12 protein-coding genes and 1 pseudogene are annotated in these 15,669 nt (G+C 69.4%); 3 read left to right on the forward strand and 10 right to left on the reverse strand.

Annotated elements, in window-relative coordinates:
- Window positions 1-299 precede the first annotated feature (299 nt).
- Entirely contained in the window at window positions 300-2,285 is a 1,986-nt protein-coding gene (locus MET2598_RS39360) for a multicopper oxidase family protein (RefSeq protein WP_157182190.1), read from the reverse strand.
- A 251-nt stretch (window positions 2,286-2,536) separates the two neighbouring features.
- Window positions 2,537-2,723: pseudogene (locus MET2598_RS40480) on the reverse strand (DDE-type integrase/transposase/recombinase); the annotation flags it as partial.
- A 487-nt stretch (window positions 2,724-3,210) separates the two neighbouring features.
- Here MET2598_RS40480 and MET2598_RS0117850 point away from each other — a divergent pair.
- The 3 genes from MET2598_RS0117850 to MET2598_RS42865 all read left to right on the forward strand — a co-directional run bounded on the left by MET2598_RS0117850 (window position 3,211) and on the right by MET2598_RS42865 (window position 6,068).
- Window positions 3,211-3,393 carry a hypothetical protein gene (locus tag MET2598_RS0117850; RefSeq protein ID WP_012331821.1) on the forward strand — a complete coding sequence of 61 codons (183 nt, stop codon included), beginning with the start codon at window positions 3,211-3,213 and terminating at the stop codon, window positions 3,391-3,393.
- A 492-nt stretch (window positions 3,394-3,885) separates the two neighbouring features.
- Window positions 3,886-5,478, forward strand: a complete 1,593-nt coding sequence (locus MET2598_RS0117855) for a hypothetical protein (RefSeq protein WP_018261785.1) — start codon at window positions 3,886-3,888, stop codon at window positions 5,476-5,478.
- Window positions 5,479-5,753: 275 nt separating this feature from the next.
- On the forward strand, window positions 5,754-6,068 hold the full coding sequence (locus MET2598_RS42865) for a hypothetical protein (RefSeq protein WP_018261786.1): 315 nt from the start codon (window positions 5,754-5,756) through the stop codon (window positions 6,066-6,068).
- A 204-nt stretch (window positions 6,069-6,272) separates the two neighbouring features.
- On the opposite strand, the gene MET2598_RS0117865 is transcribed toward MET2598_RS42865, so the two are convergent.
- The 8 genes from MET2598_RS0117865 to MET2598_RS0117900 form a co-directional block, all read right to left on the reverse strand.
- The gene (locus tag MET2598_RS0117865; RefSeq protein ID WP_012331818.1) at window positions 6,273-6,719 is read right to left on the reverse strand and encodes a DUF3617 domain-containing protein; all 447 of its coding nucleotides are present in this window, start codon (window positions 6,717-6,719) and stop codon (window positions 6,273-6,275) included.
- A 226-nt stretch (window positions 6,720-6,945) separates the two neighbouring features.
- Window positions 6,946-7,548, reverse strand: a complete 603-nt coding sequence (leuD, locus tag MET2598_RS0117870; RefSeq protein WP_012331817.1) for a 3-isopropylmalate dehydratase small subunit — start codon at window positions 7,546-7,548, stop codon at window positions 6,946-6,948.
- Between the two features lie 2 nt (window positions 7,549-7,550).
- Entirely contained in the window at window positions 7,551-8,957 is a 1,407-nt protein-coding gene (gene leuC, locus MET2598_RS0117875) for a 3-isopropylmalate dehydratase large subunit (protein WP_018261787.1), read from the reverse strand.
- Between the two features lie 22 nt (window positions 8,958-8,979).
- Window positions 8,980-10,374 (reverse strand): FAD-dependent oxidoreductase, encoded by a 1,395-nt coding sequence (locus MET2598_RS0117880; protein ID WP_018261788.1) that lies wholly within the window; start codon window positions 10,372-10,374, stop codon window positions 8,980-8,982.
- Window positions 10,371-10,994, reverse strand: a complete 624-nt coding sequence (locus tag MET2598_RS0117885; RefSeq protein ID WP_018261789.1) for a cysteine hydrolase family protein — start codon at window positions 10,992-10,994, stop codon at window positions 10,371-10,373. The genes MET2598_RS0117880 and MET2598_RS0117885 overlap by 4 nt, the downstream gene beginning before the upstream one ends.
- A complete protein-coding gene (locus MET2598_RS0117890; RefSeq protein WP_018261790.1) occupies window positions 10,991-13,063 on the reverse strand; it encodes a hydantoinase/oxoprolinase family protein in 2,073 nt (690 codons plus the stop codon). The genes MET2598_RS0117885 and MET2598_RS0117890 overlap by 4 nt, the downstream gene beginning before the upstream one ends.
- Window positions 13,060-14,745, reverse strand: coding sequence for a hydantoinase B/oxoprolinase family protein (locus MET2598_RS0117895; RefSeq protein ID WP_018261791.1), 1,686 nt, complete (start codon window positions 14,743-14,745; stop codon window positions 13,060-13,062). The genes MET2598_RS0117890 and MET2598_RS0117895 overlap by 4 nt, the downstream gene beginning before the upstream one ends.
- Window positions 14,742-15,641, reverse strand: a complete 900-nt coding sequence (locus MET2598_RS0117900; RefSeq protein ID WP_012331811.1) for an isocitrate lyase/PEP mutase family protein — start codon at window positions 15,639-15,641, stop codon at window positions 14,742-14,744. The genes MET2598_RS0117895 and MET2598_RS0117900 overlap by 4 nt, the downstream gene beginning before the upstream one ends.
- Window positions 15,642-15,669 lie beyond the last annotated feature (28 nt).

The raw sequence follows: 15,669 nt of genomic DNA on the forward strand, positions 1-15,669 counted from the left end.
GGCCGCGAGGGCGGCCAGGTCATAGGATCGGTCGTCTTCTTGACACCTCGTTCCGCCACGGACACAGCCTGAAGCGCCAGGCAGATCAGGACGAGAGCAGGCTTCGCTCAGGATGAGGCATGACGTCTGCTCTAGGTTTCTGACTTTGCTGCATGTCCGGCTGAACTGGCAACCACTTCAGCGGGAAATACTCTTAGCTGCCTTCAGGCTTCAAGCCCCGGGGTCATCCTCAAGATCGAGGCCGGGATCCGGAACGCCATTCTGATCGCGGCCCTGCTCGATTTGCGTGCTGATAACGATCACGCGAGCAGTGGATCATTCACGGTAAAAGGTCGCATCATTTCGTTGTCTTCGTGGGAAAGAATGTGGCAGTGCCACACGTATTCTCCTGGCTTGTCGAACGTCGCTACAATCGACATCATTTGATGCGGGTCTACCTCAACCGTATCCTGCCAGCCGCTTTCTTCAGGCCGCAGCGCCATTGGATCCCCAATCCAGATGTCGGCTGAGTTGTAGTCCGGCACTGAGTCGTGTCCATAAGTGATGACACCGTCATGATTCGTGTCGTCCGGGACACCATCATCGTTAGCGTCTTGAAAATCGATATGGCGCTTTTCGACTACTTGATATTGCACCAAATGGAGATGTATTGGATGACTGTCTGCTGTGAAATTGAACACCTGCCAATCCTCTGTTGAGAACAAAGCTGGTGTTTCAGTCACAGGTGCATCATAGGCCAACGGGCCAAAAGTCTCCCCTGCATGTAGTTCGGTTCGACTGGTGCGCACGGCACCTTCTTCAGCCGTCCCGAGCAAGGGCATCGTCCGGCCGTACTCATCTGCCTGCTCGAACAATCCGACTTTGCGGACCTGCGTGGCACCGTCTGCGATGCCGTCGTGGTCGCTATCGACCGCCAAGTCGTGGAAGTTGCTCGACAGCACGGTACCATCCGTCACGGTGGCATGGCCGGCCACCAGGCGCGCATCGACCGTAAACTGCATGATGTTGCCGATCGGATCCGAGGCTGTGGCCGCCCGTCCGTCACCCGCGAGGGACCCATCATCGTTCAGGCCTTGAAACGGCGAGTAAGCGGGCCCCACATTCTGGAGATGTACGGCGTGGGTCGCCTCTCCTGGATCAAGGTGGACGTTGCTGAAATCGAAGACAAGATCGGTGCGGTCGCCAGGGGCCAAAACCAGGAACTCATCGTCCTCCTGCACACCATCGCCGTCCATGATCGTCACAGCATGCGGCAGCAAGCCGCCGTCTGTGCCGACCAAGGTCACTTTGACATTAGGATCATCGAGCTTCAGCACATAAAATCGGGAGTCCGAACCGTTGAGCAGACGGAGCTCTTGTGTTCCTGCGGCAACATCCTGATTAGGCCATGCCATGCCATTGACAAGAATGGTACCTCCGAAGAATTCGGGAACCACGGAAGGTGCATTTGCACCATGCGCGTCATAGAACTCTTGCGGAACAACATCCTTTACGCGCATTTGTGTGCCATCATCATTAAATTGGCCCGACAGTATGTCGTTCTGGTACGCTGGATAATAGAGCTGCCCGGTGCTGGTGAAAGCTCTATCCTGGATCGCTACCCCGACGTCGTTTGCCCCACTCGGCAGGACTCCGGCGCTCACCAGGTTGGCTCGCTCTTGATCCTGGAGGATGTAGAACCCAGCAAGGCCCGCGTACACATTAAGGCGGGTTATTCCCAGCGCATGGTCATGATACCACAGAGTAGCAGAGTGTTGATCATTCTGATATACGCTGGTTGAAGTCTCGAACATCGCACCGACATCGCGGGGTCCGGTGCTTCCACGGCCTCCGTTCTGTGTAAACCATTGGTCTGGTAGGCCGTCATACTTTGAATCGTTGTGCCCCCCGTGCAAGTGAGTGACGATTGGTACGAACCCAGAAGAAAGCGGGTGAGTATTTGAGTCCGCAATGTTGATCGAGGTATCAACCGGCAGGATGTGCCCCGTTTTTGGCAGTTTGTTCTGCCATGTCACCGTCACCGGGTGGTTTTCGTAGGCCAGAATAGTTGGTCCGGGGTAAGTGACGGTCTGACCAGTGCCGTATCCCCAAACAGTTGTCTCGATAATGTTTCCGAATGAGTCGTAGAGGCCTAAAAACTGGTTTGTCTGTCGAACTTGAAGTGTAATATGATCGCGCGTGGCCGTGTCAATAGTTTGCGGTATGGGCAGACTGTTCTGATATGCGTGTTGTGTGAATTGCATCTGGGCGCTATATGTGCCGTAGGTATCCCGCTTCCTAGACATGGAGTTCTCTCCATTTCCGAGCCCAAGAATGCGCATAAATAATATCGCATGACATAGCTGACATTGATCTTTGTCAAATAAGTGTATCAACTCCCGATAGGAGCGAGTGCCACACTAGCGGACCAGCTATAAAGCTTAGCTTGGCGCGAGCACCGGGTTCTACCTCCGACGAGTCCGCACTCTTGAGAACCCGAAGCGCTTGCGTGGTCGCAGCATGACTTCGACGCCCTGGATCGTGCGCCGCGCCGCTGCTTGCGACTTGCGGCGGTCGCCGGCGAATCGGGGCCAGCGTCATCGGTGCCGATCCGGTCCGGCCCGAGGAGCGCCTGCGGCTGCAGCATCTTGCGCAGGACGCGGCAAGAAGCGCTTGGCGGCGTGCAGATCGCGGCTGGCGGTGAGCAGGAAGTCGACCGCGTCCCCGCGCTGGTCGCTGGCCCGTCAGCCCGTCCTGCCGCTCCCCTCGTAGCGGCCGATCTCGGCTCGGCACGGGGGTGATCGCTTGGCCATGTTCTCACGGAAGCAGGCGCGCACCTCCTCGCCGTCCGGCGGGAGGTTGCCGCGGCAGGTGGCGCAATCCCCTGTGCAGGCCGTTTCAGGGCCCTGCGGTCGGACTGCGTCGGGGAGGCTGCGTCGGCACTCCCGACGCGGACCGCGACGGTGAGGACGAGGGCGGCGGAGGCGCAGTGTCGCACGGCCCAGAGCATTTTCCGACGAAGTGGATGCCGGTTCGTCGCACAAAATGCGGCAAAATCAAAGACCTAGGGCAGTACCCGATTGCAACGTGATCGGGTGCTGCTCTAGCGGACCTGCTGGCGGGTGGACCCATCCGCCGCCACGCCGTCGCGGTGACGTGCCCCCTTGCATTCACCTTCGAGCGGGCCAGACTGCCTCTCGCGACCTCGGTGGTCATGCTGGGAGGGACGCGATGTGGTGGTTCTTCGGCTTCGTCGCCGCTTTCGCGCTCGCGGCGATCCCGCGCCTGCGAAAGCTTCCCTTCGCGCTCGGGTTCGTTTGGCTCTGGATCTGCGTCTCTCCCACGCTGGCGCTGATCTATCTGGTGATCGGCATGGCGATCCTGATCGCCATGGCTCGCCGCCACCTCGCCTGAGCACGAGGTCCGGGAGCGCTCGCCGCGTCTCATGGGCTCCGGATGTCAGGACCCGCGTCCTGAACCGAGGTACCATCTCTGCCATCGGCTCATCAGCCAATGCCAGAGAAAGCCGACGACCGCGCCCGCAATGATCCATATCACGACCGCCGCCGCCTCGAGCGGGGCAGACCACCACAGCATCGCTGCTGTCCACAGCAGCGCGAACACAACAGAGATCCATCTCAGTCGGGCTTGCTCACTCATTTCCGCTGCTCCGCGTTTCCTATGAGGTCGCAGATACGGACCGGCAGCACTGTGCGTTGAAGCACATACGTTTTTCAGCGCAATTCCTCATTCAAACAACTTGCACAGTTGACATTATAACTTTGTGCAACTTTGCCGACAGGACTTGGATGCTTGCGAAGCGGTCGCGGGAGCGTATAGTGCCGGGACGCCCGGAGGAGGTCGCGGCGCAGCCGACAGCGGCGCAGCCGACAGGAGGGTGATCCGATGCGCACGTTCTTGCTCGCGGCCGCCGCCAGCGTTGCTGTCATCGCCCTCGCGTCCGGCCAGGCGGCCGTCGCGCAGGCTGAGGTCGACCAGCAGCTCGGAAGCGTTCACTTCGAGACGTCCTGCAACGAGGTCGCGCAGCGTCGCTTCGATCGCGGCATGCGCTACCAGCACTCCTACTGGTATTCGGCCGCCAGGGAGGTCTTCGAGGAAGCCCTCAAAGCCGATCCCGCTTGCGCCATCGCCGAGTGGGGCATCGCCCTGACCTACCTGGACAACCCTCACAACCCAATCCCGCAGCCCAACCTCGCTCCGGGGCTCGCCGCCATTCAGCGCGCCAAGGCGCTGGATCCGAGGACTGAGCGCGAACGCGATTACATTGACGCGCTGGCGTTGATGTACACCGACTTTGATAAACTCAGCCATGGCCACCGCATTCGGCTCTTCCGCGACGCCCAGGAGAAGATGGCAGCAAAATACATGCATGATGACGAGGCACAGATCGCCTACGCCATCACGCTTAACACCTCGGCCGACCTCAACGACAAGACCTACGCCCAGCAGCTGAAAGGCATCTCGATCCTCGAGCCGCTCTCAAAGCGCCTGCCTCGGCATCCTGGCGTCACGCACTACCTCATCCACCTCTACGATTACCCGGAACTTGCCGCCAGAGGACTCGAGGCGGCGCATCGATACGCGCAGATCGCGCCGGCCGCGCCGCACGCGCAGCACATGCCATCTCACATCTACACGCGCGTCGGGCACTGGAAAGACTCGATTGACTCGAACACCGCCTCTTGGAAGGCTGCGCGGGCCGAGAAGTCGATCGGCAATTACCTGCATGCACAGGATTACATGGTTTATGCCTATCTGCAGCTCGGCCAGGATGATCAGGCGCGTGCTGTCGTGGAAGACATGATGCACGAGACCGAGTTCAAGGCGACCGTGCTGGCTGCCCATTACGCGCTCGCGGCCTCGCCGGCGCGCTACGCCGTCGAGCGCGGCGAGTGGTCCGCGGCGTCGCAACTCTCCGTGCGGCCAAGCCCGTTCGCGTACGTGACGGCGATCACGCACTTCGCTCGCGCGCTCGGTGCGGCGCGCTCGGGCCAGCCTGAGGCGGCCGCGCCCGACATCGCGACGCTCGCCGGGCTGCGCGACAACCTGCGCGACGCGAAGGATGTCTACTGGGCGGAGATCGTGGATATCCAGCGACAGGTCGCAGCCGCCTGGGTGCTCCACGCACAAGGCCGGCACGACGAGGCGCTGAAGGCCATGAGCGCCGCGGCGGATCTCGAGGACAGGACGAACAAGCACGTGGTCACGCCTGGGCCGCTCGCACCGGCGCGGGAACTCTACGGCGAGATGCTGCTCGAGCGCGGCATGCCGAGGGAGGCGCTTGCCGCTTTCGAGGCGAGTCAGGTCAGGGAGCCGAACCGCTTCCGCGGCTTCTTCGGCGCTGCCAAAGCCGCCGAGATGCTTGGCGATAGAACAACTGCGAAGGCGAATTACGAGAAGCTGCTGGCGCTCGCGGCGAATTCGGCCTCTGAACGGCCGGAGATCGGAGCCGCACGCACGTTCGTCGCGATGAATTAGGCACGGTCATGCCGAGGCCAGCGAGAAGGACCACCCTGACCACGGCGGCGGCTGTCCTGGCTGCAGCTGGGGCGCTCGGGGCAGTCGGCCTGCTCGTCAGCCGCACAGCTCATCCCGAGGCCACCGACGCCACTCCGACCCCCGTCTGGGCCGAGACGGCATGGCCGTTTCCGGCGGATCCGTGGGGAAAAGGCAAGGCCTATCGCTGCCCAGCTGAGTCCTGCGGCGCAGAGATTGTCGTCTCCGTTCGGGCAAAGCTCGGGTTGTGCGGGTGCGTGACGACGATCGACGATGACGACGTCGACCGCGTCGGCGACGTCGATCTCATCGCCCCCGAGCGCAGGGCGCTCGGTCCGGGGCAGGCCATAGAGGTGCGCTCCATGAAGGGGCGCAGCCGCAGCTACGCCCTCGGAGGCCGCGGTGCGGCGGCGAAATCGGCGATCGCGGTGGCCTTGCATGAGCGGTGCGACATGATCGTTGCCACGGCGGCCTTGGGTGTCGACCAGCCGGCGAGGCAGGAGCAGGCCGTGATCGAATTCCTCCGCGGCGACGCCGTCACGCGCTGGGCCGAGGTGACGCTCGGACTGTAGCGCTCGGGCCGGTTCGGGCGCACGACCATCTGATCCCAACGGCTCAGGATGCCGACGCATCGAGCCGCTGCTCCATCTCGAATTTTCGATTGCGAATCAAAGGCTTGGCGAAAATTCGAGAGCAGCACCACCGGTCATTGGAAATGACCGGTGGTATGACGCGGCCGCTCATCTTCGGAGGGCGATGGCGGGTGGACGACGGTGTCACGGCTCAGGCGCCGACTCGGCACCGGGGCCGCGGCAGTCGCCGATCCGGCGACCGGCCTGGACCTCCGCCATGGTCATGTTCTTGCCGCCCAGCCACATGGCGATGCGGCCGCGGAAGCCCGTCGGCGCCAGCAGGAATCGCGCGGTCGCCCAGCCGGCATTCCTGCCGGCGCAGGCGATGTCGAAGGTGAGTTCGTCACCGTCCTGCCGGACGTTCGAGGCCGGGCATGTGGCGAGCGGGTTGTTGTCGCTCAGCACCGCCAGGCCATGGTCGCCGACGACGGGGCCGCCCGCCAGGCAGACGCGGACCGTCTTCCTGGCCGCCGCGCTCTCGACATGCGGCAGTTCCAGCCTCACCTCGACCTCGTAGCGTCCGCTTTCCGGCACGCCGGATGCCGCGAGCGGCGCGTGCGCCACCAGCGCGAGGCCGCAGCCGATCCCCACTGCTCTCCCCCGCCGCATCCTTCGCCCTCCCGTCGCCCGACCGCAGCGGACCACGGCGGAGCCCGCAGCGCATCCCGGTTCTTGCGTCCGCATTCGCGCCGGCCGCGCGTGCGGCCTTCGCCCGGGAGCAGGCCCGAGATGCGCGGCGCTCCGTCGCCGGCGGCGTCCCGCGATCTGCCCGGCCTCGCGACCGGGCAGGCCCGGCGACGGCCGCTCCGCCGCCCGTCTACATCGGCGGGATCCGCCACGGCGTCTCGCGCTCTGCCCGCGCGTCGTAGGCGTCGATCGCCGCCGCGTGCGCCAGGGTCAGGTCGATGTCGTCCAGCCCCTCGACGAGGCAGCGCTTGCGGAACGGGTCGATCGCGAAGGGGATCACGGCACCGTCGGGATCGGTGATGCGCTCGGCCGGCAGGTCGACCGTGAGCGTCGCGCCCGGGGCGGCGGCGAGGCGCGCCCTCAGCGCCGCCGCGACCTCCTCCGGCAGTGCGACGGTGAGGAGGCCGTTCTTGGCGGCATTCGAGGCGAAGATGTCGCCGAAGCTCGGGGCGATCACGCAGCGGATGCCGCCGTCCACGAGGGCGTAGACCGCACCCTCGCGACTGGAGCCGCAGCCGAAATTGCGACCCGCGACCAGGATCCCGGCGCCCGCGTAGGCGGGCGCGTCGAGGAGCATCGCGTCGCCCCGGCGACGCTCGTCGTGGAACAGGAAGGCGCCGTAGCCGGCGCTGCGCGGCTTCTTGAGGAAGCGGGCGGGAAGGATCTGGTCGGTGTCGACGTTGGCGACGCCGAGAGGGATCGCCACCGCCGTGAGGGTCGTGAAGGGCTGCATCGTCAGGGCGCTCCGAGGCGGCGGACGTCGGTGAGGCGGCCGGTCAGGGCCGCGGCGGCCGCCATGGCCGGGCTCATCAGGTGGGTGCGCGCGTTCGGGCCCTGGCGGCCCGGGAAGTTGCGGTTGGTGGTCGAGGCGCATCGCTCGCCCGGCGGCACGAGGTCGCCGTTGATGCCGACGCACATCGAGCAGCCCGGCTCGCCCCATTCGAGGCCGGCCTCCCGGAACACCGCGTCGAGCCCTTCGGCCTCCGCCTGCCGGCGCACGGGGCCGGAGCCGGGCACCACGAGGCCCGGCACCGCCGCGCGCCGGCCGCGCAGCACGCTGGCCGCGGCGCGCAGGTCCTCGATGCGCGCATTGGTGCAGGAGCCGATGAACACCCGGTCGATGGTCACCGCTTCGAGGGGCGTCCCGGGCGCGAGCGCCATGTAGTCGAGCATCGCCCGCATCTGGCCGGCGCGGCCGAGATCGGACTCGGCCGCCGGATCGGGCACGGTGCCGGTCACCGGCACCGCCGTCTCGGGGCTGGTGCCCCAGGTGACGGTCGGGGCGATGGCGCCCGCCTCGAGGCACTCCTCGCGGTCGAAGCGCGCGCCGGGATCGCTCGGCAGGCGCCGCCACGCCGCCACGGCCCGCGCGAAGGTCTCGCCCTTCGGCGCGAAGGGCCGCCCGTCGAGGAACGCGAAGGTCGTGTCGTCCGGGGCGACCATCCCGGCGCGCGCACCCGCCTCGATCGACATGTTGCAGATGGTCAGCCGCCCCTCCATCGACAGGGCGCGGATCGCGCTGCCGGCGTATTCGAGCACGTGCCCGACCGCGCCGCCCGCCCCGATGCGGCCGATGATGGCCAGGATGACGTCCTTGGCGGTGACGTGGGCGCCGAGCGTCCCGTCGATGGTCACGCGCAGGGTCTTGGGCCGGCGCTGCCAGAGCGCCTGGGTGGCCAGCACGTGCGCGACCTCGGTCGCCCCGATCCCGAAGCCGAGCGCCCCGAAGGCCCCGTGGGTCGAGGTGTGGGAATCCCCGCACACGATCGTGAGGCCCGGCAGGGTCAGGCCCTGCTCGGGGGCGAGCACGTGCACGATGCCCTGGCCCGGATCGTCGAGGCCGAAGTGGCGGATGCCGTGGCGGGCCGCGTTCTCGGCGAGGCCCGACACCATGGCGGCGATCTCGGGATCGGGAATCGGGCGGTCGCGCCCGCGCGAGGGCACGTAATGGTCGGCGATCGCGAAGGTCAGGTCGGGCCGGCGCACCGCCCGCCCGGCATGGTCGATCATCCCGAAGGCGTGGAACGAGCCCTCGTGCAGCAGGTGCCGGTCGATGGCGAGCAGGGCCTGCCCGTCCGGGCGCGCGGCCATCACGTGCGCGTCCCAGACCTTGTCGAACAGGGTGCGGGGCGTCTGGGTCATGGAGCCTCCTCCCGGTGTCTCGTCAGCCGGCAGCGAGCGCGCCGGCGCTCGCCCCGGCGACGCGGCCGAGCGCCACCGCCGCCAGGAGCCCGTTGCCCGACAGGTAGCCGCCCGGCCCGGTCCCCGACACGCCGCAGGCCGCGCCCCCGGCGGCGAACAGGTTCGGGATCGCGCCGCCCGCCGCCGTGAGCACCCGGGCCGCGTCGTCCACAACGAGGCCGCCCTGGGTGTGGAACAGGGCGCCGGTGACCCGCACCGCCCGATAGGGCGCAACGAGCGCCGGCACGCCCGCGAAGGAGCGTCCGAAAGCGTCGCGCCCGCCCGCTTCCTTGAGCGCCTCGACCTCGGCCAGGGTGGCGGCCAGCGCGTCCTCCGGGAGGTGGAGGCGGGCGGCGAGATCCGCAACGGTGTCGGCCGCCACGATCGCGCCCGCGTCCTGCGCCCGGCGGAAATCCTCGAACTGGGCGGCGATGCCGGCGATGCGGGCGTCGAACACCGTCACGGCGGTACCGCCGGGCTGGCGCAGCACCTCGGCGGCCTGCTCGGAATAGCCGCGGCTCTCGTCCGCGAAGCGGCGGCCCTCGGCATTCACCTGGAAGCCGCCCTCGGTGACCGTCGCCCAGGTGATCAGGATGCCGTGCGGGTGCGCCACCGAGCCATGGCCCTGGTGGCCGGAGAGGTGGCGGGTCGCCGCGCCGAGCGCCTCGCCCCAGAGCAGCGCGTCGCCGCGATTGCCCTCGTGGCCGAAATACAGGGCGCCCGCGAGCTCCGGCACGTGGCGGGCGACCAGGGCCTTGTTGCCGCCGTAGCCGTTGCAGGCGAGCACCAGCGCCGCGCAGGCGAGCGTGTCCCGCGTGCCGTCGGGGCGCACGAGGCCGAGCCCCCGGATCGTCCCCGGCCCGGCGAACAGGGTGTCGACGGCGGCCCCGCACAGGATCGGGATGTCGGCGGCCTCGACGGCGGCGCGCAGGCGGTCGACCAATTCCTCGCCGGAGCGGCTCGGCAGGCCGTGCATGCGATGGACGCGGTGGCCCGGGTAGCGGAAGTCGGTGATCACCGACAGGTCGAGGCCGTGGCGGTCGGCGAGCCATTCGAGGGCCGGGCCGATGGTCCGGGTCAGGAGGCGGACCAGACCGGGGTCGGGCTCGCTCCCGGCCTTCGCCATGATGTCGGCGGCGAAGTCCTCCGGGCTGTCGGCGATGCCGGCCGCCCGCTGCCATCGCGTGAAGGGGGCCGGGATCAGGCCGGCCGAGAGCGCGGTCGAGCCGCGCGGCACGGGATCGCGCTCCAGCACCAGCACCTCGGCGCCGGCCTCGCGGGCGGCGAGCGCCGCCACGAGGCCGGCGGCACCCGCGCCGATCACCGCGACCGGCACGGCAGCGGCGAATGCGATGCCCTCGGCGCAGGCGACGGTCATGCGCCGGTCTCCGCCATGATCTCAGCCAGGATCTCGGCGACCGTCGCCACCCGGCAGACCGGGCGCAGGGCCTCGACGGCGGTCTCGTGGACCTCGGCCGAGAAGGCCGCGCAGCCATCCGACAGCAGCGTCACCGCGAAGTCGCGCACGTGGGCGTCGCGCACCGTCGAGGCGACGCCGCCGTTGGTGACGATGCCGGACACGATCAGCCGCTCGATGCCGCACTTGCGCAGGACCCATTCGAGCCGCGTCATGTAGAAGGCCGAGTAGGCGACCTTCTCGACCGTGAGGTCGGCGGGCTGCAGGTCGTCCACCAGGGCGTGTCCCCAGGCGCCGGGCAGGAAGTCGCCCCGCGTCAGGAACGGGCGCAGTTCGCGCAGGTGGGGGGAGATCAGCGGCTCGCCGCCCCGGCCCGGCACCAGGGTGAAGTGGGTCGAGACGACGAAGCCGCCCCGCGCCCGGAGCGCGTCCGCGAGGGGCTTCAGCCGCGCCGGCAGGGCGGCGATCTCGGGCGCCGCCTGCCCGGCCCGGCCGTAGGCGCCGTCCGGGTGCAGGAAGTCGTTCTGGAGATCGCAGATCAGGAGCGCGGTGCGCGCCAGGGGGATCGTGGCGTCGCTCATGCGGCCTCGCCTGTCCGGGTGACCACGACGTTGCCCAGCCGGTCGATCCGCGCGGTCAGGTCGGGATCGATGACCGTGGTGGCGTCCGGCTGCTCCAGGATCGCCGGGCCGGGGATCTCCGCCCCGACCGGCAGGTCGAGCCGCGCGAACACGGCCGCCTCGTGCCACGCGCCGTCGAACCACACCGGCCGGCTGCCGCGGCGGGCGGCCTCGAACGAGGCGTCCGGGCCGGGCGCCAGGGCCGCGAGATCGAAATGCGGCCGCCGGCCGATGGCGGCGGTGCGCAGGTTGACGATCCGGGCCGGCACCCCGGGCAGGAGCCGGCTGAACGAGGTCCGGTAGGCGTCCTCGAACGCCGCGTGGATCAGCGCCGCGCTCACCCCCGTGGTGCCCTCCGTCACCCGGACGGGCAGCGGCACCACCACCGTGTGGGTCTGGCCGGCATAGTGCATGTCGAGCGCGAACACCGTGTCGATGCGCGACACGGTCAGGCCGGCCGCCTCGACCACCGCGCGGGCGGCACCGGCCTCCGCCACCATGCGGGCGTCGAGGGAGGCGGCATCGAGGCCGTCGAGGGCGAGGTTCAGGGTCCGGACCTGATCGTGGCGGATGTCGGCGATGACGCAGCCGAGCGCCGAGGTGACGCCGGGAAAACGCGGCACCAGGGCTCCCTTCAGACCGACGTCCTTGATCAGCGCCCCCACGTGCAGGGCGCCGCCGCCGCCGAACGGGACCGCCGCGAAGGTCTGCGGGTCGTAGCCGCGCTCGATCGAGACGAGGCGGATCGCCCCCGCCATCTTGGCGTCCGCCACCCGCACGATCGCCTCGGCCGCCGCCATCACGTCGAGGCCGAGGGGTTCGGCGACGTGCGCCGCGATGGCGGCGCGGGCGGCCCCCACGTCGAGGCGGGCGAGCGCCCCGCCGATCGGCCGCTCGGCGTTGATGCGCCCGAGCACCACGTTGGCGTCGGTGAGGGTGGGCCGCGCGTTGCCCTGGCCGTAGCAGACCGGACCCGGCCGCGAGCCGGCGCTCTCGGGCCCGACCTGCAGGAGCCCGCCCGCATCGACCCGGGCGATCGAGCCCCCGCCGGCCCCGATCGTGCTGATCTCGATCATCGGCGTGCGGATCACGAAGCCGAAATCGATCACCGTCTGGGCCGCGAGGGCGGTCTCGCCCCCGACCACCAGGGAGACGTCGAACGAGGTGCCTCCGAGGTCGCCGGTGATCACGTTCGGGAAGCCCGCGGCCTGCGCGATCGCCGCCGCCGCGATGACCCCCGCGGCCGGCCCGGAGAGGGCCGTGCGCACCGGGAGCCGGCGCGCGGTGGCGGTGGACATCACGCCGCCGTTCGACTGGACGATGTGGAAGCGGCCGGCGAAGTCCTCGGCGGCGAGCGCCGCGCCGAGCTTGCCCAGATAGGTCCCGACCACCGGCTGAAGGTAGGCGTTGAGCACCGTGGTCGAGGTGCGCTCGAATTCCCGGATCTCCGGCAGGATGTCCGACGAGCAGGCGACGTGCCCGTTCGGCCAGACGGCGGCCGCGGCGGCGAGCGCCGCGCGCTCGTTCTCCGGGTTGGCGTAGGCGTTGACGAAGCAGATCGCCAGCGCCTCGGCGCCGAGGTCCAGGAGCCGGCGGGCGGCCGCCGCGACCTCCTTCGGGTCCACCGGCCTGCGCACGCGTCCGTCCGCGAGGGTGCGCTCATCGACCTCGAGGCGCAGGTCGCGCTCGACCACCGGCACGAAGTCGCCCCACAGGCCCCAGGTGTGGCGCCGGTCGCGCCGGCGCATCTCCAGCACGTCGCGGAAGCCCGCCGTGGTGATGAGGCCGATGCGGGCGCCCTTCCGCTCCAGGAGCGCGTTGGTGCCCACCGTGGTGCCGTGCACGATCGAGGCGAGGCCCGCCACCGGCCCGAAGCCCTTGAGGCCGGCGAGGAAGCCGACCGCCTCGTCGCCGCGGTGCGAGGGCACCTTGCCGGTGCGGAAGCGGCCGTTCGCCTCGTCGTAGTGGAACAGGTCGGTGAAGGTGCCGCCGACGTCGACGCCGACGATGGCGCGGGCGGGATCGCTCATCGGGCCTCTCCGGGTTCGACGCCGTAGTCGCGGGCGGCGGCTCCCGGCGTGACGTAGCCGAGGCGCAGGTCGCGGCGCAGGGCCTCGCGGGCGCGCTCCGCGGGCGGGCCCCAGCCGCCGCCGCCGGGCGTTTCGAGGCGCACGCGCTCGCCGGCCCGGATGCGCACGTCGGTGACCTTCGAGATCATCGGCGGGCTCGCCCAGCCCCCCGGCGTCTGCCAGGCGAAGCGGTTGAGGGCGGCCGGGCGCCCGCCCGCCACGCCGAAGGGCGGGACGGTGCCGCGTTCGCCGATCAGGAACACGTCGGCGTCGGTCAGGGCCTCGATCTCGTAGACCGCGCCGAGGCCGCCGCGATGGGTCCCTGCCCCGGCGCTGTCCGGGCGCAGGGCCCATTGGGTGAACAGGACCGGGTAGGCCGCCTCGAGGATCTCCACCGGCGGGATCGTCGCGGTGGAGATCGGGTTGTTGGCGTGGCTGAGCCCGTCCGTCTCCGGGTTGCCGCCCAGCCCGCCCCCGAAGAACGAGAACATCACCCAACGGCTGCCGTCCGGGCGGTGCCCGGCGAGCGAGAGGGCGTTGATCGTGCCGAAGGGCGCCGCGGTGGCCCGGGCCGGATCGGCCTGCGCGAGGGCGCCGAACACCACCCCGATCAGCCGCAGGATGGTCTCGGTGTAGCCCGCCATCGGCCTCGGGGCGCCCGCACCCAGCAGCGTGGTGTCCGGGATCACGAAGGTGATCGGCCGCAGGCAGCCGGCATTGGCCGGCACGTCGGTGAAGACGTGCTTGAGCGCCACGTAGCAGGCCGCGACGGCGGTCGCGTAGGAGATGTTGATCGGCCCCTGCGCGGGAGGCGAGGAGCGCGAGAAGTCGAGCCTCATCCGGTCGCCCTCCACCGTGAGGTCCAGGGCGATGGTCAGGGGCGCGTCCACGATGCCGTCGTTGTCGAGGACGTCCGCGAAGGCGAAGGTGCCGTCCGGCAGCGCCCGGATCGCGGCGCGCATCAGCGCCTCGGCCCGGTCCGAGAAGGCCGCGAAGGCCGTCGCCACCGTGGCGTCGCCGTACGCGTCGAGGAGCGCGGCGAAGCGGCGCTCGCCGAGGTCGAGGGCGTTGAGCTGACCGTTGAGGTCGCCCCAGTTCGAGACCGGGACCCGCGAATTGGCGGCGAGGAGGCCGACGAGGTCCTGGTTGAGGCGCCCGGCCGCGATCAGCTTGACGGGCGGGACGCGCACGCCTTCCTGGAAGCTCTCGGTGGCCTTCGGGTTGTAGCCGCCCGGGACGTTGCCGCCGATGTCGAGCCAATGGCCGACCGAGGCGAGCCAGCAGAACAGCCGGCCCTCGCGGAAGACCGGCCTCACCAGCCGGAAATCGTTGAGGTGGGTGCCGCCCGCGTAGGGGTCGTTGAACAGGAACGTGTCGCCCGGCTCCAGGCCGCCCTCGCGGGCCACCTTGGCGATCACCGCGCGCACCGCGAAGGCCATGGCGCCGACGAAGATCGGCAGGCCCCGGGTGCCCTGGACCAGGGTGTCCCCGGTCTCGGCGTGGTAGAGGCCGTGGCAGGCGTCGCGGGCCTCGGCGATGATCGGGTTGAAGGCCGAGCGGTAGAGCGTCGCGTCCATCTCGTCGGCGATCTGCTCCAGGCGGCCCTTCAGGACCGCCAGGGTGACGGGATCGATCGCGGTCATCGGCCGGCCTCCCGGCCGGGGACGGTCTGCGGTCCCGCGGGCCCCTCGTAGGAGCGGCCGCGGGCGATCATCTCTGGCGTGCCGATCAGGGCGTTGAGCTGCGCGAAGTCGAACATCCGGTCGGCGAAGGGCGCGTTGGTGCCGCTGCGCGCCAGGGAGCCGTAATAGGCCTGCGCGGTGCGGGCGAGCGCCCGCACGATGCCGCCGGGAAAGATCACCAGCCGGAAGCCGAGGCGCCCGAGATCGGCCGCGGAGGACAGCGGCGTGTCGCCGCCCTCGACCATGTTGGCGACGAGGGGGCGCACCGGCCCGAGCGCCGCCGTGACCGCGGCGAGCTGCTCGGCCGAGCGCGGCGCCTCGACGAACAGCACGTCGGCGCCGGCCTCCGCGTAGGCCCGGGCCCGCTCGACGGCGCGCTCGAACCCCTCCACCGCCACCGCGTCGGTGCGCGCGACGACCAGGGTCTCGGCGCTGCGCCGGGAATCGAGCGCCGCCCGGATCTTGCCGACCATCTCGGCCGCGCCGATCAGGCTCTTGTCCTGGAGATGGCCGCAGCGCTTGGGATAGCTCTGGTCCTCGAGCTGGATCGCGCTCGCCCCCGCCCGCTCGAACAGCCGCACCGTGCGCTCGACGTTGAGGGCGTTGCCGTAGCCGTTGTCGGCATCGACCACGAGGGGCGTCGCCACCCGGTCGCGCACCAGCGCGATGGTCTCGGCGACCTCGCTCATCGACACGAGGCCGATGTCGGGCCGGCCGAGCCGGGTATAGGCGATGGCCGCGCCCGAGAGGTAGAGCGCCTCGAAGCCCGCGTCGGTCGCGAGCGAGGCGGTGAGGGCGTCGTAGACGCCGGGAGCGACGAGGACGCGGTCCTCGGCGAGGCGGGACTTCAGGGACATGACGCGGGACTTCCTGATTGTCGTCCTT

It is taken from the genome of Methylobacterium sp. WSM2598 (assembly GCF_000379105.1).
Taxonomy (GTDB): Bacteria; Pseudomonadota; Alphaproteobacteria; order Rhizobiales; family Beijerinckiaceae; genus Methylobacterium.

Excerpts from the sequence above, each read along its gene's own strand:
- MET2598_RS0117890 (WP_018261790.1), bottom strand. The coding sequence starts at position 13,063 with ATGAGCGATCCCGCCCGCGCCATCGTCGGCGTCGACGTCGGCGGCACC.
- MET2598_RS0117885 (WP_018261789.1), bottom strand. The coding sequence starts at position 10,994 with ATGAGCGACGCCACGATCCCCCTGGCGCGCACCGCGCTCCTGATCTGC.
- leuD (WP_012331817.1), bottom strand. The coding sequence starts at position 7,548 with ATGCAGCCCTTCACGACCCTCACGGCGGTGGCGATCCCTCTCGGCGTC.
- MET2598_RS39360 (WP_157182190.1), bottom strand. The coding sequence starts at position 2,285 with ATGTCTAGGAAGCGGGATACCTACGGCACATATAGCGCCCAGATGCAA.
- MET2598_RS0117850 (WP_012331821.1), top strand. The coding sequence starts at position 3,211 with ATGTGGTGGTTCTTCGGCTTCGTCGCCGCTTTCGCGCTCGCGGCGATC.
- leuC (WP_018261787.1), bottom strand. The coding sequence starts at position 8,957 with ATGACCCAGACGCCCCGCACCCTGTTCGACAAGGTCTGGGACGCGCAC.
- MET2598_RS0117880 (WP_018261788.1), bottom strand. The coding sequence starts at position 10,374 with ATGACCGTCGCCTGCGCCGAGGGCATCGCATTCGCCGCTGCCGTGCCG.
- MET2598_RS0117855 (WP_018261785.1), top strand. The coding sequence starts at position 3,886 with ATGCGCACGTTCTTGCTCGCGGCCGCCGCCAGCGTTGCTGTCATCGCC.
- MET2598_RS0117900 (WP_012331811.1), bottom strand. The coding sequence starts at position 15,641 with ATGTCCCTGAAGTCCCGCCTCGCCGAGGACCGCGTCCTCGTCGCTCCC.
- MET2598_RS0117895 (WP_018261791.1), bottom strand. The coding sequence starts at position 14,745 with ATGACCGCGATCGATCCCGTCACCCTGGCGGTCCTGAAGGGCCGCCTG.